26 protein-coding genes are annotated in these 25,591 nt (G+C 57.4%); 15 read left to right on the plus strand and 11 right to left on the minus strand.

Annotated elements, in window-relative coordinates:
• Positions 1 to 81 precede the first annotated feature (81 nt).
• The 4 genes from ACR0B0_RS00435 to ACR0B0_RS00450 all read left to right on the plus strand — a co-directional run bounded on the left by ACR0B0_RS00435 (position 82) and on the right by ACR0B0_RS00450 (position 2,594).
• Positions 82 to 495: an Hsp20 family protein gene (locus ACR0B0_RS00435; RefSeq protein ID WP_170347844.1), complete on the plus strand. Its 414-nt coding sequence runs from the start codon at positions 82 to 84 to the stop codon at positions 493 to 495.
• A gap of 5 nt (positions 496 to 500) precedes the next feature.
• Entirely contained in the window at positions 501 to 725 is a 225-nt protein-coding gene (locus tag ACR0B0_RS00440) for a DUF1150 family protein (RefSeq protein ID WP_170347845.1), read from the plus strand.
• 109 nt (positions 726 to 834) lie between these two features.
• Positions 835 to 1,722 carry a PhzF family phenazine biosynthesis protein gene (locus tag ACR0B0_RS00445; protein ID WP_170347846.1) on the plus strand — a complete coding sequence of 296 codons (888 nt, stop codon included), beginning with the start codon at positions 835 to 837 and terminating at the stop codon, positions 1,720 to 1,722.
• A complete protein-coding gene (locus tag ACR0B0_RS00450) occupies positions 1,719 to 2,594 on the plus strand; it encodes a glycosyltransferase family 10 fucosyltransferase (protein WP_170347847.1) in 876 nt (291 codons plus the stop codon). The genes ACR0B0_RS00445 and ACR0B0_RS00450 overlap by 4 nt, the downstream gene beginning before the upstream one ends.
• Here the strand turns inward: ACR0B0_RS00450 and ACR0B0_RS00455 are convergent.
• The 5 genes from ACR0B0_RS00455 to trxB all read right to left on the minus strand — a co-directional run bounded on the left by ACR0B0_RS00455 (position 2,591) and on the right by trxB (position 8,639).
• Entirely contained in the window at positions 2,591 to 3,439 is an 849-nt protein-coding gene (locus ACR0B0_RS00455; RefSeq protein WP_170347848.1) for a hypothetical protein, read from the minus strand. The two genes, ACR0B0_RS00450 and ACR0B0_RS00455, sit on opposite strands and share 4 nt — an antisense overlap.
• Before the next feature lie 120 nt (positions 3,440 to 3,559).
• Entirely contained in the window at positions 3,560 to 5,278 is a 1,719-nt protein-coding gene (locus tag ACR0B0_RS00460) for a bifunctional sulfate adenylyltransferase/adenylylsulfate kinase (protein WP_170347849.1), read from the minus strand.
• 216 nt (positions 5,279 to 5,494) lie between these two features.
• A complete protein-coding gene (locus tag ACR0B0_RS00465) occupies positions 5,495 to 7,165 on the minus strand; it encodes an adenylate/guanylate cyclase domain-containing protein (RefSeq protein WP_170347850.1) in 1,671 nt (556 codons plus the stop codon).
• A 69-nt stretch (positions 7,166 to 7,234) separates the two neighbouring features.
• Positions 7,235 to 7,693, minus strand: coding sequence for an RES family NAD+ phosphorylase (locus tag ACR0B0_RS00470; protein ID WP_170347851.1), 459 nt, complete (start codon positions 7,691 to 7,693; stop codon positions 7,235 to 7,237).
• 4 nt (positions 7,694 to 7,697) lie between these two features.
• Complete coding sequence (trxB, locus tag ACR0B0_RS00475) at positions 7,698 to 8,639, minus strand: thioredoxin-disulfide reductase (RefSeq protein ID WP_170395432.1); 942 nt, start codon at positions 8,637 to 8,639, stop codon at positions 7,698 to 7,700.
• Positions 8,640 to 8,865: 226 nt separating this feature from the next.
• On the opposite strand from trxB, the gene ACR0B0_RS00480 reads away from it, so the two are divergent.
• On the plus strand, positions 8,866 to 9,366 hold the full coding sequence (locus ACR0B0_RS00480) for an Lrp/AsnC family transcriptional regulator (RefSeq protein WP_170374263.1): 501 nt from the start codon (positions 8,866 to 8,868) through the stop codon (positions 9,364 to 9,366).
• Between the two features lie 116 nt (positions 9,367 to 9,482).
• Here the strand turns inward: ACR0B0_RS00480 and ACR0B0_RS00485 are convergent, their stop codons facing one another.
• The 4 genes from ACR0B0_RS00485 to lgt form a co-directional block, all read right to left on the minus strand.
• Complete coding sequence (locus ACR0B0_RS00485; RefSeq protein WP_480646008.1) at positions 9,483 to 10,265, minus strand: Hint domain-containing protein; 783 nt, start codon at positions 10,263 to 10,265, stop codon at positions 9,483 to 9,485.
• A gap of 731 nt (positions 10,266 to 10,996) precedes the next feature.
• A complete protein-coding gene (gene pgeF / locus ACR0B0_RS00490; RefSeq protein WP_170347855.1) occupies positions 10,997 to 11,755 on the minus strand; it encodes a peptidoglycan editing factor PgeF in 759 nt (252 codons plus the stop codon).
• A complete protein-coding gene (locus ACR0B0_RS00495) occupies positions 11,752 to 12,819 on the minus strand; it encodes a class I SAM-dependent methyltransferase (RefSeq protein WP_480646010.1) in 1,068 nt (355 codons plus the stop codon). The genes pgeF and ACR0B0_RS00495 overlap by 4 nt, the downstream gene beginning before the upstream one ends.
• Positions 12,816 to 13,703 carry a prolipoprotein diacylglyceryl transferase gene (lgt, locus tag ACR0B0_RS00500; protein ID WP_170395438.1) on the minus strand — a complete coding sequence of 296 codons (888 nt, stop codon included), beginning with the start codon at positions 13,701 to 13,703 and terminating at the stop codon, positions 12,816 to 12,818. Before lgt ends, ACR0B0_RS00495 begins: the two co-directional genes overlap by 4 nt.
• 97 nt (positions 13,704 to 13,800) lie before the next feature.
• Here lgt and ACR0B0_RS00505 point away from each other — a divergent pair, with 97 nt between their 5' ends.
• From ACR0B0_RS00505 to ACR0B0_RS00525, 5 genes are all read left to right on the plus strand, one after another.
• Positions 13,801 to 14,049, plus strand: coding sequence for an accessory factor UbiK family protein (locus ACR0B0_RS00505; RefSeq protein WP_037308471.1), 249 nt, complete (start codon positions 13,801 to 13,803; stop codon positions 14,047 to 14,049).
• A gap of 314 nt (positions 14,050 to 14,363) precedes the next feature.
• On the plus strand, positions 14,364 to 14,864 hold the full coding sequence (locus tag ACR0B0_RS00510) for a type III secretion system chaperone family protein (RefSeq protein WP_170347858.1): 501 nt from the start codon (positions 14,364 to 14,366) through the stop codon (positions 14,862 to 14,864).
• A gap of 36 nt (positions 14,865 to 14,900) precedes the next feature.
• Positions 14,901 to 15,716, plus strand: a complete 816-nt coding sequence (gene proC / locus ACR0B0_RS00515; protein ID WP_480646012.1) for a pyrroline-5-carboxylate reductase — start codon at positions 14,901 to 14,903, stop codon at positions 15,714 to 15,716.
• Positions 15,709 to 16,047, plus strand: coding sequence for a tRNA-binding protein (locus tag ACR0B0_RS00520; RefSeq protein WP_170408992.1), 339 nt, complete (start codon positions 15,709 to 15,711; stop codon positions 16,045 to 16,047). Before proC ends, ACR0B0_RS00520 begins: the two co-directional genes overlap by 8 nt.
• Positions 16,047 to 16,997, plus strand: coding sequence for a 2-hydroxyacid dehydrogenase (locus ACR0B0_RS00525; protein WP_170408993.1), 951 nt, complete (start codon positions 16,047 to 16,049; stop codon positions 16,995 to 16,997). Before ACR0B0_RS00520 ends, ACR0B0_RS00525 begins: the two co-directional genes overlap by 1 nt.
• Here ACR0B0_RS00525 and ACR0B0_RS00530 read toward each other — a convergent pair.
• Positions 16,994 to 17,572 carry a thymidine kinase gene (locus ACR0B0_RS00530; RefSeq protein ID WP_170360506.1) on the minus strand — a complete coding sequence of 193 codons (579 nt, stop codon included), beginning with the start codon at positions 17,570 to 17,572 and terminating at the stop codon, positions 16,994 to 16,996. The genes ACR0B0_RS00525 and ACR0B0_RS00530 overlap by 4 nt on opposite strands.
• 356 nt (positions 17,573 to 17,928) lie before the next feature.
• Here ACR0B0_RS00530 and ACR0B0_RS00535 point away from each other — a divergent pair, with 356 nt between their 5' ends.
• Positions 17,929 to 18,390: a hypothetical protein gene (locus ACR0B0_RS00535; RefSeq protein WP_170347863.1), complete on the plus strand. Its 462-nt coding sequence runs from the start codon at positions 17,929 to 17,931 to the stop codon at positions 18,388 to 18,390.
• 142 nt (positions 18,391 to 18,532) lie between these two features.
• Positions 18,533 to 19,654: a PLP-dependent transferase gene (locus tag ACR0B0_RS00540; protein WP_480646015.1), complete on the plus strand. Its 1,122-nt coding sequence runs from the start codon at positions 18,533 to 18,535 to the stop codon at positions 19,652 to 19,654.
• Between the two features lie 90 nt (positions 19,655 to 19,744).
• On the opposite strand, the gene ACR0B0_RS00545 is transcribed toward ACR0B0_RS00540, so the two are convergent.
• Positions 19,745 to 20,869, minus strand: a complete 1,125-nt coding sequence (locus tag ACR0B0_RS00545; protein WP_480646017.1) for a beta-ketoacyl-ACP synthase III — start codon at positions 20,867 to 20,869, stop codon at positions 19,745 to 19,747.
• Positions 20,870 to 21,034: 165 nt separating this feature from the next.
• Between ACR0B0_RS00545 and ACR0B0_RS00550 the strand changes: the two genes are divergently transcribed.
• Genes ACR0B0_RS00550 through ACR0B0_RS00560 form a run of 3 tightly spaced genes read left to right on the plus strand, consistent with a single transcriptional unit; the run spans position 21,035 to position 25,588 of the window.
• Positions 21,035 to 21,502: a MarR family winged helix-turn-helix transcriptional regulator gene (locus ACR0B0_RS00550; protein WP_170347866.1), complete on the plus strand. Its 468-nt coding sequence runs from the start codon at positions 21,035 to 21,037 to the stop codon at positions 21,500 to 21,502.
• Positions 21,499 to 22,536, plus strand: coding sequence for an efflux RND transporter periplasmic adaptor subunit (locus ACR0B0_RS00555; RefSeq protein WP_170347867.1), 1,038 nt, complete (start codon positions 21,499 to 21,501; stop codon positions 22,534 to 22,536). The genes ACR0B0_RS00550 and ACR0B0_RS00555 overlap by 4 nt, the downstream gene beginning before the upstream one ends.
• A gap of 10 nt (positions 22,537 to 22,546) precedes the next feature.
• Positions 22,547 to 25,588, plus strand: a complete 3,042-nt coding sequence (locus ACR0B0_RS00560) for an efflux RND transporter permease subunit (RefSeq protein ID WP_480646019.1) — start codon at positions 22,547 to 22,549, stop codon at positions 25,586 to 25,588.
• Positions 25,589 to 25,591 lie beyond the last annotated feature (3 nt).

Consider the following 25,591-nt stretch of genomic DNA (forward strand, 5'->3'; position numbering starts at 1 on the left):
CATAAACCCATATTCTATTATACGCGGTTGCCGGAACGGGGCCGCATCACACGTCGCTTTGGCAATAAAGGACGAAAATACGTGTCAAAACTTACTCTTGGCTCATACCCGCATCTTTTGGGGTTCGAGCAGTTGGAACGTCTTCTGGAACGGTCTGCAAAGGCCGGTAACGAAGGCTACCCGCCTTATAATATTGAGCAGACCTCGGACTTTTCATACCGCATCACCCTGGCTGTGGCTGGGTTCGCGGAACAAGATTTGTCGATCACAATCGAGGATCGCCAGCTTGTGATCCGGGGGCGCCAACGCGACGACAGCGAGGGGCGCATTTTTCTGCATCGCGGCATCGCCGCGCGCCAGTTCCAGCGCATGTTCGTGCTGGCCGATGGTGTCGAGGTGGGCGAGGCGATCATGGAGAACGGTCTGCTGCATGTGGACCTGACCCGCGCCGTGCCTGAGACCGTGGTGCAAACGATCAACATAAAAAAGGGGTAAGAGCTATGAATACACCGATTGAATATAACGCCGAAGGCGACCGCATCGTTTATGTGAAAACCGTCGATGTTGCCGATCTGCCCCGCGATGTCCGGGATAAGGCAGGCGATCTGGATCAGTTGTACGCGGTTCACGATTCCGATGGCCAGCAGCTTGCGCTCGTGACAGATCGTAAGATGGCCTTTTTCCTGGCCCGTGAACACGATCTGTCACCGGTGGCCGTTCACTGAACGGCCCCGCCGGTTATTTTTCGGCGTGACAATCCCAACAACAAGCGCGACACATACGAACCGGCATGACATGCCCGGCTGATTTACTCTGCATCAGGGGATTTTGCGGATGAGCTGGTTCGATTTCGATTGGGTAGACGCCTTCAGTGATCGCGCCTTTGGCGGCAACGGCTGCGCCGTGGTTCACGGCGGGGCTGAATTGCCCGAAGATGTGTGCACTGCTTATGTGCGCGAAACCTCTCTGGTTGAATGCACGTTCACGGGACCATCTGATGTGGCCGAAATCCGGGTGCGCTATTTTCTGGCCAGCAAGGAAATCCCTTTTGCCGGACACCCCACAATTGCAACTGTAGTGGCGATGCGGTCCCGTGGTTTGGTTGAAGGCGATGCACTGACGTTGGAAACAGGCGCGGGGATCGTTTCGATTCGTTTGAACGGAGACGAGATCGAAATGACTCAGGTCGCGCCGAAATTCGGCAATCCTGTTCCCGTCGATCTGGTTGCGGCCGCCATTAGCCTGCCCGAGGATGCGATAATCTCACCGCCGCAATTTGTGTCCACCGGGTTGCCGTTCTGCATTACGGTTCTGCGTGATCACGAGGCCTTGCGCGCCGCACAGTTGGATCTTGAGGCACTGCGCAAAGTGGCCGCGAAGGCCGGATTTTCTGGCACCGATATGGCGGAACCGTTCCTTGTGACGATGAAGGGCGCGACAAATGCGGGCGACACGTTCTCACGCCTGTTGATGGCGCCACCCAGCCCGCCCGAAGACCCGTTCACCGGATCGGCCACCGGTGCCATGGCGGCCTATCTGTGGAAGTACGGGTTAATGCCCAAAGACAGTTTCATCGCAGAACAAGGCCATGACATGGGCCGCCCCGGTCAGGCTGTTGTCACACGCGTTGGCCCACCCGATGCGATGACCGGTATCAAAGTCGCAGGGCGCGGTCATGTGTTGATGCGGGGGCAGGTTGATCTGCCCGAGACAACACAATGACACGACCTGCCATTGCCATCCTGCCATATGGGCATCGGCTGGGGCCAAAACTGGCCTCGGTTTCGCTGTCCGAACTGATCTGGCCCGAAGGGTGCCCGGATCGCCTGACCGGCAAGACGGTGGGCGATCTGGAGCGCACCGATCACCTGATCATGTACCCGAACTCGACCGTGCATCTGCGCTTGCGTCGCGGTACCCGCGCGCGGATTTCATTGATGATGGGCGAGCCTTCGGCCATTCACGCCAAACATGATCGGATGCTGCGATATACATGGCGGCGGTTCTTCCGGGTGCTGACTTTTCATGACGTGCTGCTACACAACATCCCGAATGCAGTGTTCCTGCCGTATGGCGTGACGATGGTGCCCGACTGGCAGGACCTGAAGGTTGAGAAAACCAAATCCTGCTCGCTAATTGCTTCGGCCAAGCGCGATCTTGTAGGGCATCAGTTGCGCCATTCGGTGATCGACTGGGTGCGTGAAACTGGTGCAGATGTTGATATCATGGGCCGGGGATACACTCCGTTTGATCTCAAATCCGACGGGTTGGCGCCGTACCGCTATTCTGTGGTGATCGAGAACGTGCGTGAGAAGAATTACTTTTCGGAAAAGCTGACGGATGCGATCTTGTGCTCCTCGGTCCCGATCTATTGGGGATGCCCGAATATCGGCGATTTCTTCGATACCTCTGGTATGATCCTGTGCGAAACCAAAGAGGATATTCAGCGCGCGATCCAATCCGCATCAATCGAGGATTTCGCCGCGCGCCTGCCGCATCTGCAGGCGATCCAGCAACACGCAGCAGAATATGGGGATTTTGAGGGCAGAGCCGTGCGCCTTCTGCGCGCTGAACTAGACGCGGGCCCGAACTAACCAGCGGGTGCCAACCAGCCTTCTTGCAGAATTGGACGGGCCTCGGGGTCAATCCCGTGCCGATCGCATAGCCGCTGCAGATACGATCCGCGCACCGGCAAACCGTCCGTGTTCTGCGCCATCAGCCGTTTCTGATGACCATAGACGTGGACGGAATGAACCATGTCGCCTTCAATCTGTGCGGTCGGGGTGAACGGGTTGTGCAATTTCCACAGATCATGCTTGGACAGAGGGTAAAACACCTCCGCTTGCATGGCATGGCTGTCCTCGTCGGTCTTGCGCAGGAAATGTGCAAAGGCTTTGGGGCCGGAACTGCCCCAGGGCAGGCTCTCGATCCCCCAGGTCTCACCGTCCCGGATGCGTTGACGGTTGCGCCGGTGCAGCGGACCGCCCCGCCAGGGCTGGGTCGGGTTGGCTGCGATCACAAAGTCCAGCATATGCGCCAGCGTTTGCGAGTCTGCTGGCAGGCGCAACACACCGGTCAGGAAATTTCCGGTATGGGACTGTCCAAAGATATACGCTGATGGAAAGGCAAAGGGCCTGACACAATAGGCGTCCAGATCCACCCAGATGAAATCGGTTTTCTGCATCAGTCGCAGACGAAAAATGTCGGAAAAAACCGCGACGCGTCGCCGGTCACCTGCAGGCATATCAAACGGCGCGGGCCAGAGGATATCACTGGCGGGCCGCAATTCGCCCCCTGCGGGAACGCCTTCGATCTCGTGCCCGGTATAAAGAATAAACCGGTGACCCCGATCCAGATAGGATTGGATGCACAATGCCTCTAGCCAACTTAGATCTGATCCGAACCAGAAACTGGCTATGGTGGGCAGGTCAGAGGGCATAGGCGTGTTGCGTCCAAATCAAGTCAGGCAAATGCACCAATTGGCCAGCGCCTTGTCAATCGTGCCTACAAAAAAACGGCCCCCGAAAGTCGGAGGCCGCCTGAATGGAATTGCCTGCGCTTAAGACGCGGCGATCAAACCCATGCTTTCCAGCTTGAGCAGCACCTGATGGGCGCAGTTGTCGACATCGACATTTTCGGTCTCGACGCTCAGTTCGGGGTTGGCCGGTACATCGTAAGGGTCTGAAATACCGGTGAATTCCTTGATCTTGCCTTCGCGTGCCAGCTTGTACAGGCCCTTGCGGTCACGGCGTTCGCATTCTTCGATGCTGGTCGCAACGTGAACCTCGCAGAAAGCACCGAACTGTTCGATGTCTTCCCGTACAGCACGGCGGGTGGTGGCATAGGGCGCGATTGGCGCACAAATGGCGATGCCGCCATTCTTGGTGATCTCACTAGCCACGTAACCAATACGACGGATGTTCAGGTCGCGGTGCTCTTTAGAGAAACCCAGTTCAGACGACAGATTCTTACGAACGATATCACCATCCAGCAATGTAACCGGACGGCCACCCATTTCCATCAGTTTGACCATAAGCGCGTTGGCGATGGTGGATTTGCCCGAGCCCGAGAAACCGGTGAAGAACACGGTAAAGCCTTGTTCCGAGCGGGGCGGTGACGTGCGGCGCAGTTCGGTGACAACCTCAGGGAAGCTGAACCATTCGGGGATTTCCAGCCCTTCGCGCAAACGGCGGCGCAGCTCGGTGCCCGAGATGTTCAGGATCGTGACGTTGTCCTTGTCTGCGATCTCGTCATTCGGTTCGTACTGGGCGCGTTCCTGCACATAGACCATGTGTTTGAAGTCAACCATTTCGACGCCGATTTCATCCTGGAACTGGCGGAACAGGTCCTGCGCGTCATAGGGGCCGTAGAAATCTTCACCCGCCGAGTTCTTGCCCGGACCGGCGTGGTCTCGGCCAACGATGAAATGTGTGCAGCCGTGGTTGGCGCGGATCAGGCCGTGCCAGACCGCCTCGCGCGGGCCAGCCATGCGCATCGCCAGGTTCAGCAGCGACATCGAGGTGGTCGATGCCGGGTACTTGTCCAGAACCGCCTCATAGCAGCGGACGCGGGTGAAGTGATCGACGTCGCCCGGTTTGGTCATGCCAACGACAGGGTGGATCAGCAGGTTGGCCTGCGCCTCTTTCGCGGCGCGGAAGGTCAGTTCCTGGTGTGCGCGGTGCAGGGGGTTGCGGGTTTGGAACGCAACGATGCGGCGCCAGCCCAGCTTGCGGAAATAGGCGCGCAACTCGTTCGGCGTGTCCCGGCGGCCACGGAAATCATAGTGAACCGGCTGTTGAATGCCGACTACGGGGCCGCCCAGATAGACCTTGCCAGCCACGTTGTGCAGATAGTTCACCGCCGGGTGCGCATCGTCATCGGCGCCAAAGACCTTTTCGGCCTCTCGCGCTTTGTTCGGGGTCCAGCGGTCGGTCACGGTCATGGTGCCGAGAATGACACCTTCCTGATCGCGCAGGGCAATGTCCTGACCCAATTCGATGGTCTCAGCAAAATCTTCGCTAACGTCCAGCGTGATGGGCATCGGCCACAGGGTGCCGTCGGCCAGACGCATGTTTTCGACGACGTTGTCGTAGTCAGCTTCGCTCAGGAACCCTTTGAGAGGGTTGAACCCGCCATTCATCAGCAGTTCCAGATCGCAGATCTGACGCGGGCTCAGGTCCCAGCTGGTCAGGTCGGCAGCTTCCACTTTCAATTTCTGCGCCGACTCGTACGAAACGTACAGTTCAGAGATCGGAGCCAGATTGCTTAACATCGTCATTGGAATACTCTTGTCGCAGTGCGGTTTTATCGGTGATTCAGGGGTGTTTATGGGGCATGTGCCCCGGCTGCTGGGCGAAGTCCATATACATTCACGAAATTAAGGACGATATGCGCGGTTTTTGTCCGGAATGGAAGGATTTTTCGCCTGACGCAGCTTTTCCCGACTTGTATCCCGCTGACACGCACCTGTCGTGTGAATTCAGTACATCCGTTCCTAGGCGGCCTTGTCCGTCATAAGGTCCGCAGCACGCGTCACCGGCAGCGCGGAAACCGGTTGTGTCACGCCGCGCAGCTCAAACGATTGCAGTCCGGACAGATCGCCGTCATACCCAGCCGCCTGCAGTAATTCGGCCGAGACCAGTAGTTCCGCCCCAAGCGCCTTGGTCTGGCCTTCAAGACGACTGGCCACATTAACCGCGTCGCCGATAATGGTGCGCGCAGAACTGCCTGCAGCGCCGATTTCACCTAGTACCAGATCGCCCAGATGCAGACCCATTCCGATGCGTATCCGGGGGCTGCCTTCGGTTTGAAGCTGTTGATTGAAATACTCAAGCGCGCGGCTGACATCGGCGGCGGCCTTCAGCCCGGCACGGGCCGAGTCTTTGGCATTCGGGGTTTCGAACACGGCCAGCAAGCCGTCGCCCATGTATTTGTCGACCACCCCGCCATCCGCCGTGATTGCCGGGACGATGGCATCAAAGAAACGGTTCAGCAGGAATACAATGTCATAGGGCAACTGGCCCGTGGTCCGCGATGTGAACCCGCGCATATCGAGAAACAGAACCGCCAGCTTGCGTTCCTGCCCTTGGCTGGCATGGGCTCGTCCGCGCTTGCCATCAGAGCGGAACATCCGAAACGCAACTAGGGGGGCGGTTGGCCGTATCTGACAGGCCAGCCTTGCGCCAGTCGGGGCGCTGACGGCGGCAAGGCTGCGGGTTTCAACCTCATCCGGGGTGGGCAGTTGATCCGCGCCATCCTCAATGATCACGCGACAGGTGGTGCAACGCCCCTTGCCCCCGCAAAGGGCTGTGTGCGGAATGCCATTGGCCTGCGAAATCTCAAGCAGGGTCATGCCCTTTTCTGCCACGACCTCGGGGCCATCGACATACTTGACCCGGACCGAGTGCCTGCGGCGCCATAGTTTGCGGATAGTAAATACCGCCAGCGAAGCCCCCAAGGCGATCCAGAAGGCCATTAACGCATTGTCTTTGACACTGAACATGACCTGAAAGGCCTCGGGCGTGGGCCAGTTGTAATGTTCTATATATTGATCGCGCAGGAACGGATCGGCAAAATCCGCCCAGATGCGGCGCCCTTCGGTAAGCAACCCAGCCAGCGCAAAGCTGGGCACAAATACCGCCAGACCGATCAGGTAAGGCACCCATCTGGACCACCAGCGGGTCAGTCGCAGCCACATGTGCAGCCCAATGCAACTGTGGACCCAAACCACCAGCAACAGCAGGCTTTGCATCCAGATCGCCGAGTTGGGCCACATCAGAATGATGATGTACCCCATCTCGTCATTGACGTTATAGATTTCGTGGGCATAGCGCGTCTGCACGATATGCGAGATCAGTTGCAGCGGGATCAACAGCCCCAGAATGACCTGCAAGGCCGTGCTGAAGGGCATGCGTAGCGTTCGGCGTTGGCTAATGGAATAAAGCGCAAGGCCAAGGTGGACGAACAGTGCCAGATACAAGATCAAGCTGCCCAGACTGTGCCGGGTAACTGCGTGGCGCCCATCCTGCATGCCGTGCAGGTAATCGGTATGGAACAGCCCCAACCCGATATTGATGAAATGAAAGAAGGCAAAGGCGAACAGGGTAAGACCGCTGATGATCCTAAGCCGGGTTGTCCACCCGCCTTGCCATAAAACGCTTTTCAATCAAGCCACCTGTATTCGCCGCGCGTGTTCCCGAGTCTGGTACGGCGACGCGAGTGGGTCAAGTTATGGTTACGTAAATGGCGGTGTCCACGGGGTTGCTTGGGATTCAGCGAAAATAATCGTTGGCGAAAGAGTGAACAGCACAATATGGCTTAGCTCCGGTCGGGACCGAGAGCTGTAGATCAACCCGTCAGCACCCGTATCGCGGGCGTGATCAGAGAAGCGCCATGTCGGTGAAACGCCCCGTTCTTCGTGGATATCCTGCCAGATAATCGACGCATCGGACTGGCCCCTCAGATCGACCAGTCTTGCACCAGTAACTTGGCCTCTTTGCAATATCCGCGGCGGATCGTTGGGCGAGACATACCGACGAATGACGACCCCTGCGCCTTCGGCGCTGAGAGAGGCATAGAGAGCAATCTGCCCTGAATGATGAAAACGCCCCTCGGGCGCCCGGGCAGGGGCCAAAGGGGCGTCACTTTGGGAGAGAAACAGAATTCTCCAGACCGGGCCGGAGAACTCCAGCATTGTCTTAGTCCTGTTCCGCCAGGAACCGCTCGGCATCCAGCGCGGCCATACAGCCCATACCGGCGCTCGTGACGGCCTGACGATAGATGTGGTCAGTCAGATCGCCTGCTGCGAACACACCGGGCACCGAGGTTTCGGTAGAGCCCGGCTTGGTCACCACATACCCACCCATATGGGTTTCCAGCGAGTCCTTGACCAGCTCATTTGCTGGCGCGTGACCAATGGCGACAAAGACGCCTTTACAGGGAACTTCGGTGATCTCACCGGTTTTGACGTTCTTGACGCGCACACCCTCGACGCCCAGTGGGGAATCGGTGCCGATCACTTCTTCCAACTCGTGGAACCACATCGGTTCGATCTTTTCGTGTTTCAGCAATCGTTCCTGCAGAATTTTCTCGGCCCGCAGTTCGTCGCGGCGGTGAATCAGAGTAACCTTGCTGGCGAAATTGGTTAGGAACAGCGCTTCTTCCACGGCGGTGTTGCCGCCACCGATGACCACGATTTCCTGTCCGCGATAGAAAAAGCCGTCGCAAGTCGCACAGGCCGAAACACCAAAACCCTTGAACTTGTCTTCCGACGGCAGGCCCAGCCATTTAGCGCGCGCACCGGTGGCCAGAATGACCGCGTCCGCAGTATAAATATTGCCGCTGTCGCCTTTTGCGGTGAAGGGGCGTTTGCTGATGTCTAGATCACTGATGATATCGCCGATGACCTCACAACCCATCGCCTGGGCATGTTCTTGCATTTTGATCATCAGATCAGGCCCCTGAACTTCGGTGAAACCGGGGTAATTTTCGACGTCGGTGGTTGTTGTCAACTGACCGCCGGGCTCGATTCCCTGAACCAGGATCGGTTCAAGCATCGCGCGGCTTGCGTATACGCCCGCAGTGTAACCGGCCGGTCCCGATCCGATGATCAGAACCTTGGTGTGACGTGTCTCGCTCATGGTACCCCCAACTCGATCTGCCTGATTTGGGCGCGTGGCCCCTGGCGGATGGATATAGCGACCCCTGTGCCGCGCTTAAAGCCCCTTCCTGATTTACGCCTGTCAGACGCTAGGTAAATGACGGTTGAATAAGAACATTGAAAATAAACAATATTGCGCATTCACGAAAGATTATTGCGCATCTGCCGGGTGCTGATATAACAACCGAAAAATTCAGGAGTATTTGATGGTCGCGATACGGCTGGACGAGATTGACCGCAAGATTCTGGCGGAATTGCAGGCAGACGGTCGCATGACCAATGTCGAATTGGCAAAACGTGTGGGAATTTCCGCCCCACCTTGCCTGCGGCGCGTACGCACCCTTGAAGAATCAGGCTTGATCCGCGGCTACCATGCCGATGTAAATTCACGCGAGCTGGGGTTTGAGGTTCAAGTCTTTGCCATGGTCGGTCTGGAAAGTCAGGCCGAAGCCGAGTTGACCGCATTCGAGGAACGCTGCCGCGAATGGCCTTTGGTTCGGGAATGCCACATGCTGAACGGCGAAGTTGATTTCATTCTGAAATGCGTTGCGCCTGACCTAAGCAGTTTTCAGCAGTTTCTGACCGGCAAGCTGCTGACCACGCCGAATGTGGCCAGCGTCAAGACATCGCTCGTTATTCGCGGCGCAAAAGACGAACCAGGCGTGCCATTCGACGTTCTCGAGGAACGCATGAACCGAACGGCCTGAATTCCCGATGTTTCGGATGCGGTTTCATCTGTGGCAGGAAGGCTGCCACCGACATAGAGACCATCCAACTGACTAATAACTGCATAATGCCCCCACATTGCAGAACTCGTTTTAAACTAGGCGGAAATTGCGTCCACCTCACCATCCCCCGCGCGCGGCATGACCAGCGGGCCGAAATCATTGAGTGATTCGACATGCGAGAACAGGTTCAGATAGACCGATCTTAGCGACCGGCTGACCCGGCGAATTGCATTGGTGCCAGGGTGATAAGATTCGAATTGCAGACCATCGACCCGAATGACCGAGTGCCGTTTCAGGCAAATGTGAAACAGTTCGACCGGCGTTGGTGGCATGGTTTCAATGACACCCATTCCATCCTGAAATTCGTGGACCGGCGTTAGCACCTGTTCGTCTCCGTGCAGATGACGCAAATGCGCGGGCGTGCCCACGATTCGCGCAGCAGGGCCAGCGATTACACCGGACATCGGTTTTTGCATCCCGAACGTGTCGGCCATAATCCGTGTCAGTGGACGTGTCCGCCCCCGCGAATCCACACGCCCGGGTATCAGCGTGACTGACCCTTTCCACAACACTGTTTCGGATACACCATCTTGCGTCAGGACTGTATCACCTGGCAGCAGATCTTCGATTGCCATCGGGCCAAATTCCGTTTCAACCAACGCCCCACGCGTAAATGCGCAGAACGCGTCCTCGAACATTGGCAGGGCAGGTGCGATGTGACGAGTCTGGACCACATCGCCGTTTTTCATCAGCGTACTGACCTCATAGCGCCGCAGCTGCGCCTTGTGTTGTGTGGTCGGTCTTGGCGCCTCGCGCAGCAATGCTGAGGTTTCAACAGCATTTCTGGCGGCGCGTGATAAAGAATTTGGAATAGCCATTACAATTCCGTCCCCTCTAAAAACCGCGCAGGCAGGCAAGACCCCCGTACAGGCCAGCCTGATCGGTTATTTCCATGTCTTGGAAGAAAGCGGCGACATGCAAGGCGACAGAAACGCAGATCGCTTTTTGCGAAGGAAGTTCCTACATTTTTGGTCAGCACAATGACCCCCCAGACAAACTCATACAAACGCAGGCGAAATTGCCAGCGCACACACGCCCCGGTATTGAGCCGCGCAAATATTGGCGGCAGGCCGCACACCGGATCGGAGCACCCCTCCGTTGTGCGTCTTATTCCCCAGAACCGGCAGCTTGGTTCGCGGGAAAGTCATCGTCAGCGTCGGACCGCCAGGCGGCGCGCAACTCTGACCGAATTGCTGGAAACCCGTTTCCACGGCATCTCCAGTTTTTGCTCTCTGGTGGCCACAAGTACGGCGCTTAGAAAGCGTGATCTCGTCTTCATTTTTGTGTCCTGCTCGCTTGGGAACTGACGCCCCGTTTTCCTCTGACACCTAAGTCTGCCCGCTTATTACGGCGGCGATAAGGCTGATCCGGATTGAATTCAGGACAAATGAAGTCTTGCATTTCCTCTTTTCTGATCGCGTCGCGCTCCACTGGAGAATCGGCAGATAAACACTTGAGAGCGGACAATAATTATCAAATTGTCGAGACACGAATAGATAGGAAAATTGTGGCGAAAAAGCGGCGATTTTGCCGCAATTCGGACCCAGTCTTAAAGTTTTATGGCAGAAATGAGGCGACCGTAATCAGCCTCTTTCGCGTGGGTTGAGCGGCGGTACGAGTAGAATCTGTCGGGGTCAGAATAGGTGCAATGGCGTGTCCATTCGGCCTGTCCGACCCCCGCCTGACGCAGCCTGTGAAGGCCAAAAGCAGGCAAGTCGAACTGCAGTCGGTCGCCCGTTCCATTCGCAAAAAACTGCAGGTTTTTCGGAGAATCCGCGACGAATTCATCCAGAAATTCCGGCCCGACCTCATATGCCGCCTGCGAGATCGAGGGGCCGATTACCGCCACGGTGTTTTCCCGCTTGGCGCCAAGCGCCTCCATTGCGTCCAACGTTGCCTCAAGCACCCCATCCAAAGCGCCGCGCCATCCGGCATGCGCAGCTCCGATCACGTTCGCGTCAGAATCGGCAAATAGGACCGGCTGGCAGTCGGCGGTAAGAATCGTCAGGGCCAGATCAGGGGTTGCCGTGACCACCGCGTCGGCTTTTGGTTTGTCACCGTTGATCGGGGCGTCGACAGTCAGAACGGTGGGAGAGTGGACCTGATGAATGCCCACTAGGGCTTCGGGTGTGACGTCCATCGCCTGCGCCACGCGCTTGCGATTTACCGTGACCGCTTCGGTCTGATCGGATGAGCCATAGCCGCAGTTGAGGCCCGAAAAAATACCCGATGACGCACCGCCGCGTCGGCTGAAAAAACCGTGGCGCACAGGGGCCAATAAATCAGAGGTCAGAATTTCCAAGGTCATGGCTCCAATCCCGGAGGTGGTGCGGAAGGGGTGGGGTAGAGGCCCAGCACTTTGAACAGGTTTCCCATTTCATCGGGGTGCGTCAACCGGCGATGTGCGGCAATTATCGCTTCAAGCTCAGACCCGCCGAGGGGCGCGGCAAGGGCTTGTGCGCGGGTGGCAATTCCCAAGCGCTCCAGAAATACACCCTGTGGTGTCAGGCGCGAATGGGCGCATCCAGCGGCGCGGGTCGCCAGTGCCAGTGGTTCGAAATCCACATGTGCCGTCAGATCAGCCTGACCGGGTTGGGCCAAAGGATCAGTGCGTTCATGTGCCTGCAGTGCCTGAAACGTGTCGCCAAGCGAATGCCAGTCGCCATAATCCACAATCAACCCTGCGCCGCCATGGGTGCCAATCCGCCCAGCAACCACGGTAATGATGGGAATGGCAGCGGCGCACAGTTCGACCAGGTCACCATCGGCAGTGTCGTTCAGTCGATCCTTGAGGGCGATCTGATCTGCATGTGGACCCAATCCCCAAGTTAACGCGGTGCCATCGCGGCCAATCAACCGCTCGCGCCAGCCATCGCGGTCGCGCAGGAACTGTCGTATTGGCAGGGCGTCGAAGAACTCGTTTGCGACCAGAAACAACGGCGCTTCGGGCAGGTCGGCGACCGAGTCGATCCAGCGCGGGTTATGATCCTTCAAAGTTTGCGCTTGTACGTCACGTAGAGCAGGCGAGGCTTCAAGCAGCACGACCTTGGCGGCCTCATTGAAGCCCGGCACGCGGGACGTGGCGCGCAGCATGTCGGCCATCAACGTGCCACGCCCTGGTCCAAGCTCGGCCAGCACAAAATGATCGGGATGGCCCTGATCCATCCAGCTTTGGGCCAGGGACAGGCCAATCAATTCTCCGAACATCTGGCTGATCTCGGGGGCAGTGATGAAATCGCCCTGCGTGCCCAGAGGGTCACGGGTGGTGTAATAGCCATGCGTCGGGTGCAGCAGGCATTCGACCATGTAATCGGCAACACTTATCGGGCCGTCCTGCGCAATACGCGCCAGCAGATGATCTTGCAGGCTCATGCCTTCGATCTTGCACGCAGGGCGAACCACAAGCCAAGGGCAATCATCGGCAGTGACAGCAATTGGCCCATCGTCAGACCATAGCCGCCCACATGCCAGGCCAGCCCCAGCGGATTCCCGGCCGAAATAAACTGCGCGTCGGGCTGCCGGAAGAATTCGACAATGAAACGCGAAGCACCGTAGCCTGCCAGAAAGACGCCCATAATCAGGCCCGGCTTGTGAAACGCGCCGCGTCGATAAGCGAGCCACAGCAGTGCAAGCCCGAGAAACAGGCCCTCTAACACGGCTTCATACAGCTGTGATGGATGCCGCGCGCACATCCCGGCCACAACACCGGGGCAATCCTGCGCCGCCGCTCCGGGGAAGATCACCGCCCAAGGCAATTCGCTGGGGCGCCCCCACAACTCGGCGTTGGTGAAATTCGCCAACCGCCCGAGCAATAGTCCTGGCGGCACTGTATGGGCGATCAGGTCGGCCATGGACAGAACCGGAATTTGGTGGCGTCGCGCATAAAGATAAGAGGCGATTACTACCCCCAACAGCCCGCCATGGAACGCCATGCCACCCTGCCAGACCTTGAGAATCTCCAGCGGGTTCGAAAGGTAATAGGCGGGCTGGTAGAACAGCACGAATCCCAGGCGCCCGCCTAGAATCACACCGAGGATGATCCAGGTAATCAGATCTTCAAGCTGTTCGGGCTTCATCGGGGGCGTCTTGTCGGGCCACAGAGCCGGGCGCCGCAGCGCCGCAATGCCCATCCGCCAAGCAATAAGAATGCCAACGATATAAGCCAGCGCGTACCACCGCAGGGCGAACTCCATCCCAAACAATGAGATCGAGAACAACTCGGGCGACAGATCGGGGAAATTCAGAACAGCCTGCATGTGCGTCTCATTGCCCGGGGTTTGCAGGGCAAGTCAACCTTGAGCCCGGAGTAATCATTCCCCATATAGAGACCAACCGCGATTTCGGAGTAGAGCCATGCAAACCCGCAACAAGATCCTCGATGATGTTTCCCAACTGATGACCAACGCCATGGGCGTGGCCCAGGGCGCACGGGAAGAGGCTGAGAATGCGATGAAGTCGATGATCGACCGCTGGCTGGCCGACCGCGATTTTGTCACACGCGAAGAATTCGACGCCGTGCGTGCGATGGCGCAAAAAGCGCGTGAAGAAAACGCAGCGCTGGAATCCCGCATAGCCGCGCTTGAGGCAAAGCTGGACAAGTAACGCCCCAACAATCTGATTTTTGGCTAAAGCTATCCGCCGCGCAATCCGAACTTGGGTTGTGCGGTGTTGTGCATCATGCCGCCCTGCTGAGATTAATCAAGACAAAGCTACAATTCGTGCCAATATTTTGATCGCCGTTGCCGACTGTCCACAACTTATTGCTGTTATCCCCAATAAATAGGGTTGCCAGAACCTATCTCGCATCGCACCATATTTAGTACAGGCAGACGGGGTTGGCCCCGGCTTGTAGAGTAAGCAACTAGCATTGGGGCGCTGCCAGCCCCTAAAAGGCTAGAGATTAGTGAGGTGGCATTATGGCCCTTTCCGAGCAGTTTCTCGAAGAAGACCTTCATCCGATCGATATTGTTGAACATATTGCTGAACATCACGACTGGGACTTTGACCGGATCGGGGATGATCAGATTGCCATGGCCGTCGAAGGGCAGTGGCGCACATACTCGATCACGTTGGCCTGGTCGAACTATGACGAAACCCTGCGCATGGTGTGCTCGTTCGAGATGGAGCCACCGACGGATCGCGAAGCCAAGCTGTATGAACTGCTGAACAAGATGAATGATCAGTGCTGGGCCGGGGCGTTTACGTACTGGGCCAATCAAAAGCTGATGGTTTATCGCTATGGTCTGGTTCTGGCCGGTGGTCAGATGGCCAGCCCGGATCAGATCGACACGATGATCAGCGCCGCGGTGCTGAGCGCCGAGCGCTACTATCCGGCGATCCAGTTGGTCACATGGGGCAATCGGACCCCCGAAGAAGCGATACAAGTCGCCATTGCAGAGGCCTACGGCCGCGCGTAAAGCTTTGCCCCGAACCGAATGAGGAGAGGGGCAATCATGGACATGACAAGCGTTGCCGAACAGGGGCTGGTTCTTCTGGGGTGCGGCAAGATGGGATCGGCCATGCTCGCCGGATGGTTAGAGCATGGCCTTCCTGCGTCAGCGGTCTGGGTAATTGATCCTAACCCCTCGGACTGGCTTAAGGCGCAGGGCGTCAACATCAACACCCCGCTGCCCGAGGCCCCCGCCGTGGTACTAGTGGCCGTCAAGCCGCAGATGATGGGCGAGGCGCTGCCTGCGATCAAAGCGTTGGGCGGAGGTAACAGCCTGTTTGTCTCGATCGCAGCGGGGACATCGATTGCCACGTTCGAGGCCGTTCTGGGCAAAGACACCCCGATCGTGCGCGCCATGCCGAACACGCCAGCCGCAATCCGGCAGGGAATCACGGCGCTTATCGGCAATGCGAAGGCTTCGGACGCCGATGTGGCATTGGCTGAAAACCTGCTGTCTGCCATCGGCGAGACCGTTCGGCTGGAAGATGAGGCGCAGATGGACGCCGTCACCGGGCTCAGCGGGTCAGGCCCGGCCTATGTCTTTCACCTGATTGAAACGCTCGCCGCCGCTGGTCAGGCACAGGGCTTGCCACATGAGCTGGCGATGAAGCTGGCTAAATCCACTGTGGCCGGGGCAGGGGCATTGGCCATGGCGGCCGAAGAAGACCCCTCGCAACTGCGCGTCAATGTCACATCGCCTAACGGCACAACCCAAGCCGCGCTTGAGGTGCTGATGCACGAGGAAGAAGGTTTCCCCAACCTGCTGCACCGTGCAGTCAAAGCTGCGACAGATCGATCCAAGGAGCTGTCCCGTGAGTGAGATTACATTCGACGATTTTCTCAAGGTCGACATCCGCGTGGGCGAGGTGATCCGGGCCGAACCTTACCCAGAGGCCCGTAAACCTGCGATCAAGATGTGGATCGATTTTGGGGATGAGATTGGTGAGCGGAAAACCTCGGCCCAGGTCACCGCGCATTACGATCCTTCGACGCTGGTGGGCAAGCAGGTGATGGCCGTAGTGAACTTCCCCCCGCGCCAGATCGGTCGGTTCATGTCTGAAGTTCTGGTACTAGGCTTGCCCGATGAAAACGGTGAAGTGGTCTTGATCGGCCCGGATGGCGAAGTTCCTATCGGCGGGCGGATGCACTGATGAAATTGCTGATCACCCGCCCAATGACCGCCGCCGTCGAGGCCCGCGCTCGCCGCGCGTTCGATGTGGAAATTCGTAGCAACACCTTGCCCATGACGTCCGAGGAAATGCTACGCGCACTAAGGGATTTCGATGTGGTCGTGCCCACATTGGGTGACCAGTTTTCGGCCCAGATTTTCTCGGATGCCCCCAACCCTCGGTGCAAACTCCTGGCCAATTTTGGTGTCGGTTACAACCATATCGACGTCGACGCCGCGCGTACCGTTGGTGTCGCGGTCACCAACACGCCCGGTGCAGTCACCGATGCGACGGCCGATATCGCCATGACCCTGTTGTTATCCACGGCCCGTCGCGCGGGCGAGGGCGAACGGCTGGTCCGCGCGGGCAACTGGCAAGGATGGCATCCAACGCAGATGCTGGGCCACCACGTTACCGGCAAGCGAGTCGGAATCGTTGGTATGGGCCGGATCGGTCAGGCCATTGCCCGGCGCTGTCATTTCGGGTTCGCGATGCAGGTGGCGTATCAGTCACGCAGCCCGAAGGAGGTAGAGTTTCCTGCTGAATATATCCCCGACCTTTCGTCTTTGGCGGCGTCGGTCGATTTCCTCGTGATTGCCGTGCCTGGCGGGGCTGAAACCCGTCACCTGATCAACGCGCAGGTGCTAGATGCGATGAATCCATCAGCCATTCTGATAAACATCGCCCGCGGTGAGGTCATTGACGAGACCGCCCTGATCGCCGCCCTACAGTCCGGCCAGATCGCGGGCGCCGGGCTGGACGTGTATGAATTCGAACCCGCCGTTCCGCAGGCGCTGCGTGATATGGATAACGTGACCCTGTTACCACATCTTGGCACAGCCACCGAGGAAGTGCGCAGCGACATGGGGCATATGGCACTGGACAACGTGGCGGCCTTTGTCGAGGGACGGCCGTTGCCAAATCCGGTCTAAGATCCGACCGCCTCGCGCCAGTGTTTGCGGCAGAGCGAGACATAGGTCTCGTTCCCGCCGATCTGCACCTGTGCACCTTCGGTGATGGTGTTGCCGTTCTCATCCTGACGAATCACCATCGTCGCCTTGCGCCCGCATTTGCAGATGGTGCGCACCTCACGCATTTCATCAGCCAGAGCTAACAGCGCTGCTGAGCCCGGAAATAGACGCCCCTGAAAGTCCACTCGCAACCCATAAGCCAATACCGGCACGTTTAGGTCATCTACCGCACGGGCAAGTTGCCAGACCTGATCTTCCGTCAGGAATTGCGCCTCATCTATAAAAACGCAGGCGATATTGCCCTGATCCAGCCGCGCTCGGATCATGGCAAAGACGTCATCTTCGGTTGTGAACGTATCGGCGTCTGCGGAAATCCCGATCCGCGACGCAATTTTCCCGACACCAGCGCGCCCATCCAGGGCAGCGGTCATCAAATAGGTGTCCATGCCCCGCTCACGATAGTTATGCGAGGCTTGCAATAAGACGGTCGATTTACCCGCGTTCATGGTGGAATAATTGAAGTAGAGCTTTGCCATGCACCCGGGTCTAATTGGCAAGACCTGCCTGGGCAAGGCATCAAAACCCGTTAAGGAAGCGACGTCGCCGTTGTCATTGCAGGGACAGAGCGTACGCTCAAAGGGGATGGATCCCCTGCGCCTACAACAGCGACGCCGTCGGCCAACATGCGGCCTATACCGAACGGGGCTTAAATTGCGCCCCGCAATCACTCTTTACCGGCCGGAACGGCCGCCACTCACTCACAAAACCCCTGCATATCTGAGGGATAGCCAATTTATGACATTTCAACTATGAATCGAATATGGGAAATTTCCTGTCCCTTTCCCCCACAGTGGCAGATGTTGTGGAGGGCACAGGCAGCAAAGGTACAAACATGGCAGATATCGGGGCCTACCTGAAAAAGCACACAGAGGCGTTGGTCAAAGACGTCGGCATTGAATCCGCGTGTGAGATCACTGGAAAATCCAAGGCGACTCTGGGGCGGTATTATTCAGACAATGCCGAACACGCCGACCGGTTCATGCCTGTGGACGCCGTGGCCCGGCTTGAGGCTGTGTCAAACTACCCGCATGTTACCTCGGCGCTGGCCGATCTGAAAAACATCACGCTGTCGTATGACGGTCGCAACACCGAAAGCCCGCGCACCGGTGGGGTGAATTCGGACGTGATCGCGTTGAGCCAGCGGTTCGCCATGCTGATGACCGAATATCAGGCCGCCATCGAAGACGGCATCATAACCGTGAACGAGGCCAAACGCCTTCTGAAGGAAACCAGCCTGCTGCAACAGGTGCTGATCGAGATGAAGCTGCATCTGGAAGAGGAAAGCGTGAGCTAACTCTGATCGTTAACCTTCCCGCGAATAATACCTGCAGAGTCGGGCTTCAAAGGTCTGCTTTGCGGACAATCCGGACTTTACTGCCGGCGATTTGAAGGTCAGCTTCCTATGCATTGGCAGATACTTAGTCTAGAATTGCCATATGCTGATTGGAACGCAAAACACGCTCTCAGAAGTGATCAATGCTAGAGGTGTTTTTACACCTCTTGGTGTTTCTCGATCCTCAAAAGAAGTCTGTGAAGCTGTTTCCGATGCTTTAGGGCGTCACTTCATTATGGATGATCTCCATGATGCAGTGTGTCGAGAAATTGCCGAAATGACCAATGCGAGCGCGGCCACTGTCGTACATTGCAGTGCGGCTGCGATTACATTGGCTGTAGCGGCCTCTATGACCGGTTGTTCCCCAGGCGCGATTAAACAGCTTCCCGATGCAAGCGGTCTCAAGAGCCGAGTCATTTTGCCTGCAAAACACGCAGTAAATTACGGTCATCCCATTGAGCAAGCTATCCGACTTGCAGGTGCGAAACCGGAGCTTGTGGGCGACAATTCGGCTTGCGGCATTGAGGACCTTGCTCACGCTTGTTCAAAACTGGATGCGTGTTGTTTAGTGCTTGTTTCCTCCAGACTTACTGGAGGCGAAATGCTGGATTTTCGAAAAGCAGTCTCTGCGGCCCATGAACATGATCTGCCAGTGGTGATTGATGGCGCGGCCCAGGATTTTCGAATTGAAGACTTGCTGGATACCGGAGCTGACGTGGTTCTCATTAGCGGCCAAAAATACTTAGCTGGCCCAACATCAGGTTTGGTTCTTGGAAAGCCCGATCTGGTTTCAGCAGTCAGAGCACAGGAAAAAGGAATAGGGCGCGGCATGAAGGCATCAAAGGAAGCTCTCCTCGGTGTCCTTACTGCTTTGAAGCTTCGCCAACAGCTTAACAAAGAGGCTTGGTCGTCACAACAAAAGGAAAAGGTTGCCCGATTTGTCTCAGTAGCGAACACGATTGAAGGTATCACGGCCAATGCAAATCCTGATCCTACAAATCTGCCATTTGATCGAGCGCATCTCTGCATTGCCAAGTCGTCAGAATTTCCTGATGCGGCACAAATGGCAGCAGCTTTGAAAGCCGGTGAACCTTCGATCTGGATCATGGACCATTTAACCCACCAGTCGGAGATAGTGTTGGAGCTAGTCCAACTTACGCAAGAAGAAATCGACACAGTTCTGGATCGAATTAGAGACGTACTGTCCCAATATCAAAAATCCTAAAAGCTGACATTTACGCAACCTGCGGCATTGGTCAAATTGGGCTCAAAGCGGACAGGCGAACTCTTTTACGCGGCTTCTGTATACAGGCCGTTACCCGTGCCGCTTCACGATCACCGATCCCACCGAATACCCAGCGCCGAACGAACAAATAAGACCAACATCTCCATCCGACAGATCATCGGAATACTTGGAAAACGCGATGATCGACCCGGCTGAGGATGTGTTGGCATAGTCCTGCAGAATATTGGGCTGTTCACCCGCTTCGGGTTCGCGTCCCAGTACCTTTTTGCCAATGAAATCATTCATCGTCTTGTTTGCCTGATGCAGCCACAGGCGTTTCAGGTCGCTGCTGCCAACCCCTTCGGATTCCATGTGATCCGAGATGTGTTTGCTGACCATCGGCAGCACTTCCTTGAACACTTTCCGGCCGTTTTGCATGAATTGCATGTCTCGCCGGTCGATCACCCCATCAGGGCGCGAGCGGCGCAGGAAGCCATTATTATTGCGGATGTTGTTCGAGAAGGATGTGGCGCAGCGGGTCGAGAGGATTTCGAAATGCGGGCCCGTCGCGCCTTCGATCCGCTCGACCAAGGTGGCCGTGGCCACATCGCCGAAGATAAAGTGGCAATCGCGATCACGCCATTCCAGGTGACCCGAACAGATCTCGGGGTTGACCACCAGCGCTGACCGGACCGAACCAGAACGGATCATATCCGCCGCTGCCTGAATACCGAACGTGGCCGAGGAGCAGGCGACGTTCATGTCGAAGCCAAAGCCGTCAATGCCCAACGCCTGCTGAATCTCGATCGCGATCGCAGGATAGGCGCGTTCATGGTTTGACGCGGCGCAGATCACCAGATCGACATCTTCGGCACTGCGACCCGCCTGAGCCAGCGCTTTTTTGCAGGCATCCACGGCCATCTCGGTCATGATGCCGGGTTCGTCATCGCCGCGTTGGCGAAGCAGGGGATGCATCACGTCTGGGTCCAGCACACCGGATTTATCCATCACATATCGGTTCTCGATACCCGATGCCTTGAGGATGAATTCTACGGACGAATGCTGTATCGGTTCAATCTCACCCGCTGCAATCGCGTCGGCATTCTTGGCGTTTTGCGTGTCGGCATAGGCGTTGAAGGTGGCGACAAGCTCGGCGTTGGTGATGACGTTCTCGGGCGTGAAAACACCGGTGCCGGTGATTGCGGGCGTATACATGGCGGGTCCTGAATGTTTCGAATCCGCTTAAAATGCAGTCGCTGCGGGTTTTGATCAAGAGAAGGTGACCCAAGGGAATGCAGCGAAACCAGTCAAATTACTGCTTCACAACTTGAATGGTTCATAATCTGAAGTATATGACGCCACGGACACACGGAGCTCCCAATGCCAGACAACATAAGCGACAGGCTTGGCCGCCTAAGCCCTGAAATCCAGTCAATCATGGGTGTGTATGCCCTGTACTGGAAGCTGGAAGAGGCGTTCGATTGCATTGAAACGGAACTTAGCCATCCGGAATGCCACATGTTGATCAAACTGGATCAACCCAAGCGTATGGGCGTTCTGGCGGCCGACATGCTGAGTGTCCCTTCGACCATAACCGCCACGGCGGACGGTTTGGAAAAAGCTGGCTATCTGACGCGTGAACGTGACCCCGAAGACCGCCGTGCCTGGTTGCTGGTTCTGACTGAGCAGGGCGAAGAGGCCCGGAATATGCTGGTGTCCGAAGCCGGTGACCTTTTCCACCGCGCATCCGGATTGGATGCAAAAGAAACTGCCGAATTCGCGCGATTGGCGCGCAAAATCCGAGATAACATCCTGAAAACAGGAATTCCCGAGGGATTGACGAAATGAAACTCCTCTCTGTTCTGAGTGCGACCCTGATCGCGCTGACGACACCGGTTCTGGCTCAAGAAACCGCCAAGCCGGTCAAGCTGATGCAGGTGCGCGAAACCGCACCGGGCTTTTCACGCCAGTTCTTTGGGCGCGTGGCCGCCCGACAAACCGTTGATCTGGCCTTTCAGGTCTCGGGTCAGATTGTTGAGATGCCGGTGACCGAAGGTTTTGTGATCCCCAAGGGTGAGTTGATCGCGCAGCTGGATCAGGCACCTTTCCAGCGCCGGTACGATCGCGCGGTCCTGCAAAAGGATCAGGCGGACCGAACCGTGGCTCGCTTGTCTCGATTGCGGGGTACCACCGCCAGCCAGGTGGCCGTGGACGATGCGGAGACCGAGGCGCAACTGGCTGATATCGCCGTGCGGGATGCGGAATACGATCTTGAACATGCGACTCTGACCGCGCCATTCGACGCGCTAGTGTCCAGCCGGGCGGTTGAAGCCTTTACCACCGTGTCAGCTGGCGCCCCCATCGTGCGCATTCACGACATGTCGGAATTGCGGATCGAAGTCGATGTGCCCGAGATTCTGTTTCAGCGTTCGGGTCAGGAAGAAAGCTACACAATCACCGCGAAATTCCCGACCAGTGACGAGGTATTCCCCCTTCAGATTCGTGAGTTTGATGCCGAAAGCTCAACCGTGGGGCAGACCTTCCGCATTCAGTTCGGCTTGACCCCGCCGGAGGGTTTGCAAATCCTGCCGGGCTCGTCCGTGACCGTGACTGTTCAGGTAGAGGATGGACGAACCGGTATCGTCATTCCGGCCGCGGCCATCGTTGCAGGCGCTGATGGAGCTTTGGGCGTCATGGTGTTTTCGCCAGTTGGCGCCGACGAAGGCGCCGTTCAATACGTACCTGTCACCATCGAACCCACCCAGACCGGCGAGGTCCGAGTGCTGACCGGTCTGTCGGACGGTGACGAAATCGTTGTCGCTGGCGGCAGTGCGCTGACCGACGGTCAGGCCGTACGCCGCTTTGCTGGCTTTGCGAACTGAGGGCAAACAGATGAACATCGCGCGCGCCTCGATCGACCGGCCGATCTATACGTGGCTGATCATCCTGATTGCCCTGTTTGGGGGCATTTGGGGCTTCCTGTCGCTGGGTCGTCTGGAAGACCCGGCCTTCACCATCAAGAATGCCGTCATAGCAACGCAATACCCAGGCGCCACAGCCGAAGAAGTGGCGCTCGAGGTCTCGGAACCATTGGAATCTGCCATCCAGCAGATGGGCGAGGTTGATACGATCACCTCGGTCAACCAACCGGGATTTTCGCTGATCGAGGTCGAGATCAAATCGACTTATGACGGTACAGAACTGCCTGAAATTTGGACCAAGCTGCGCGCCAAGGTGCGCGACGCATCGCGTGCATTGCCATCGGGCGTAAGCCAACCAATGGTGAATGACGGGTTCGGTGATGTGTTCGGCCTGTTTTACGCTGTCACGGCCGAAGGGTTTTCGGACGCTGAAAAGCATGAGTTATCCACTTTTCTGCGGCGCGAATTGCTGACCGTTCCCGGTGTCGCGGATGTTGAGGTGATGGGCCTGCCGGACGAGGCGATCTTTGTCGAACCCGATCTGGCCATTTCCGTCAACCAGAACGTGCCTATCCCGTCCATCAACGAGGCCATTGCCAACGCGGACTCGGTTAATGCGTCGGGATCGGTCCGAACTGAGAATGACCGCACCACGATCCTGACGGCCGAAGGGTCAGATACAGTTTCTGCCATTGCCGGTTTGTCGTTGGGGTCGCAGGGGCAGGTGATCAACCTATTCGACATGGCGCACGTCTTCCGTGGCCGTCAGACCGACCCCGAGGTCATGATCCGGTTCAACGGGACCGAGGCGTTCACGCTGGGCATCGCGGGTCTGTCGACCGAGAATATCGTCGAAGTCGGTCAGCGTGCCGATGCCAAATTCGCCGAGTTGGACCCTCAGATTCCCTTTGGGGTCGAAATCCTGCCGATCTATCAGCAGCATGTGGTGGTCGAACAGGCCTCGAACGACTTTCTGGTGAACCTGGCCATGTCAGTCAGCATCGTTGTGGCGGTTTTGGCTATCTTCATGGGCTGGCGCGCGGCGGTGGTCGTGGGCTCGACCCTTCTGCTGACCGTAGTGGGGACACTGTTGTTCATGTCGATCTTCTCGATCGAGATGGAGCGGATATCGCTGGGCGCCCTGATCATTGCGATGGGGATGCTGGTGGACAACGCCATCGTGGTGGCCGAGGGAATGCAGATCGCCATGCTGCGCGGTAAAAATTCCCGCGATGCGGCTGATGAGGCGGCGTCGAAAACGCAAATCCCGCTGTTGGGGGCGACGGTCATCGGCATCATGGCTTTTGCCGGTATTGGCCTCAGCCCGGATGCGACGGGTGAGTTTCTGTTCTCATTGTTTGCGGTAATTGGTATCTCGCTGCTGCTTAGTTGGGTTCTGGCGCTGACGGTGACGCCGATGCTGGGGCACATCTTCTTCAAGCAGGGAAAAGAGGGCGAGGTGGACGCTTATGGCGGCATCATGTTCCGTGTCTACGGTGCGATCCTGCGGTGGTCCTTGCGGATGCGCTGGCTGGTGATTGCCGCGCTGGTCGGGGTGACGGTGGCCTGTTTCGCGGGCTTTGGTTTGGTGAAACAGCAGTTTTTCCCTGACTCGAACACACCGCTGTTTTTCGTGCATTACAACCTGCCGCAAGGCACACCCATCGCGCGCACGGCTGAGGATATGGCGGTCTTCGAAGACTGGCTGGCCGAGCGCGACGATGTCGTGTCCGTCACCACCTTTGTCGGGCAGGGCGCAACTCGGTTCCTGCTGACCTATTCGGCCGAAAAACCTAACCCCAGCTATGGGCACATGATCATTCGCACTGAAACGCTGGATGACATTCCGGTATTGCAGGCGGATTTGGAAGCGTTTGGGCAGGCACAATTCCCCGAGGGCAAATTCCGCACCAAACGCCTGATCTTCGGCCCGGGCGGCGGAGACCCAATCCAAGCCCGGTTCTCGGGCAGTGATCCGAAGGTATTGCGCCAGCTGGCCGATGAGGCGGTGTTGAAAATGCGCGAGGCTTCCCCTAATGCGCTGAACGTCTATCATGATTGGCGCGAGCAGGAGCTGGCAGTGCAGCCGATCTATGCGACCGAGCGGGCGCAGACCGCAGGTGTGTCCCGAGAAGATATTGCCGCGACTTTGCAGTTTTCCACGGACGGGATCACCGCCGGAGAATTCCGCGAGCGGGACCGTCTGATCCCCATCATCATACGCCGTCCCGCGGACGGAGATTATTCGATCGTCGATCAGGTGGTGTTTTCAGAAGAATCGCAAAAGTTCGTTCCAATCGAGCAAATGGTCGATGGGTTCGAATACAAGCCGCTCAACACGCTGGTGCATCGTCGTGACCGCGTGCTGACGATCACCGTCGGGGCTGATATCCCGCCCGGCATGACGGCGGCACAGGTCCATTCTGAGGTACGCGCGGCCATCGAAGACATGGACCTGCCACCCGGTTATCGCATGGAATGGGGGGGGGAGTTCGAAAACGCTGGCGAGGCCAACGAAAGCCTAGGACGTCAGTTGCCCCTGAGCCTGCTGATCATGGTGCTGATCTCAGTGTTGATCTTTAACGCGATCCGCCAGCCGATCATCATCTGGCTGTTGGTGCCGATGTCGGTGAACGGCGTCGTGATCGGGCTGTTGGGGACGGGTCTGCCGTTCACCTTCACAGCGCTGCTGGGGCTGCTGAGCCTGTCGGGGATGCTGATCAAGAACGGGATCGTTCTGGTCGAAGAGATTGATCTGGTCCGCGCCACCGGCAAGCCCCTGCGCGAGTCGATTGTCGAAGCTTCTGTCTCGCGTTTGCGCCCTGTGATGCTGGCGGCGATCACCACCATACTAGGGATGGCACCGTTGCTGACGGACGCGTTCTTCCGCTCGATGGCGGTGACGATTATGGGCGGTTTGGCCTTTGCCACGATCCTGACCATGGTCGCGGCTCCGGTCTTTTACATGGTGTTCTTTGCACGCGATGAAAAACGCGAGGTTGCACAGGCCTGACTG

This window comes from Ruegeria sp. BA12 (assembly GCF_056539625.1).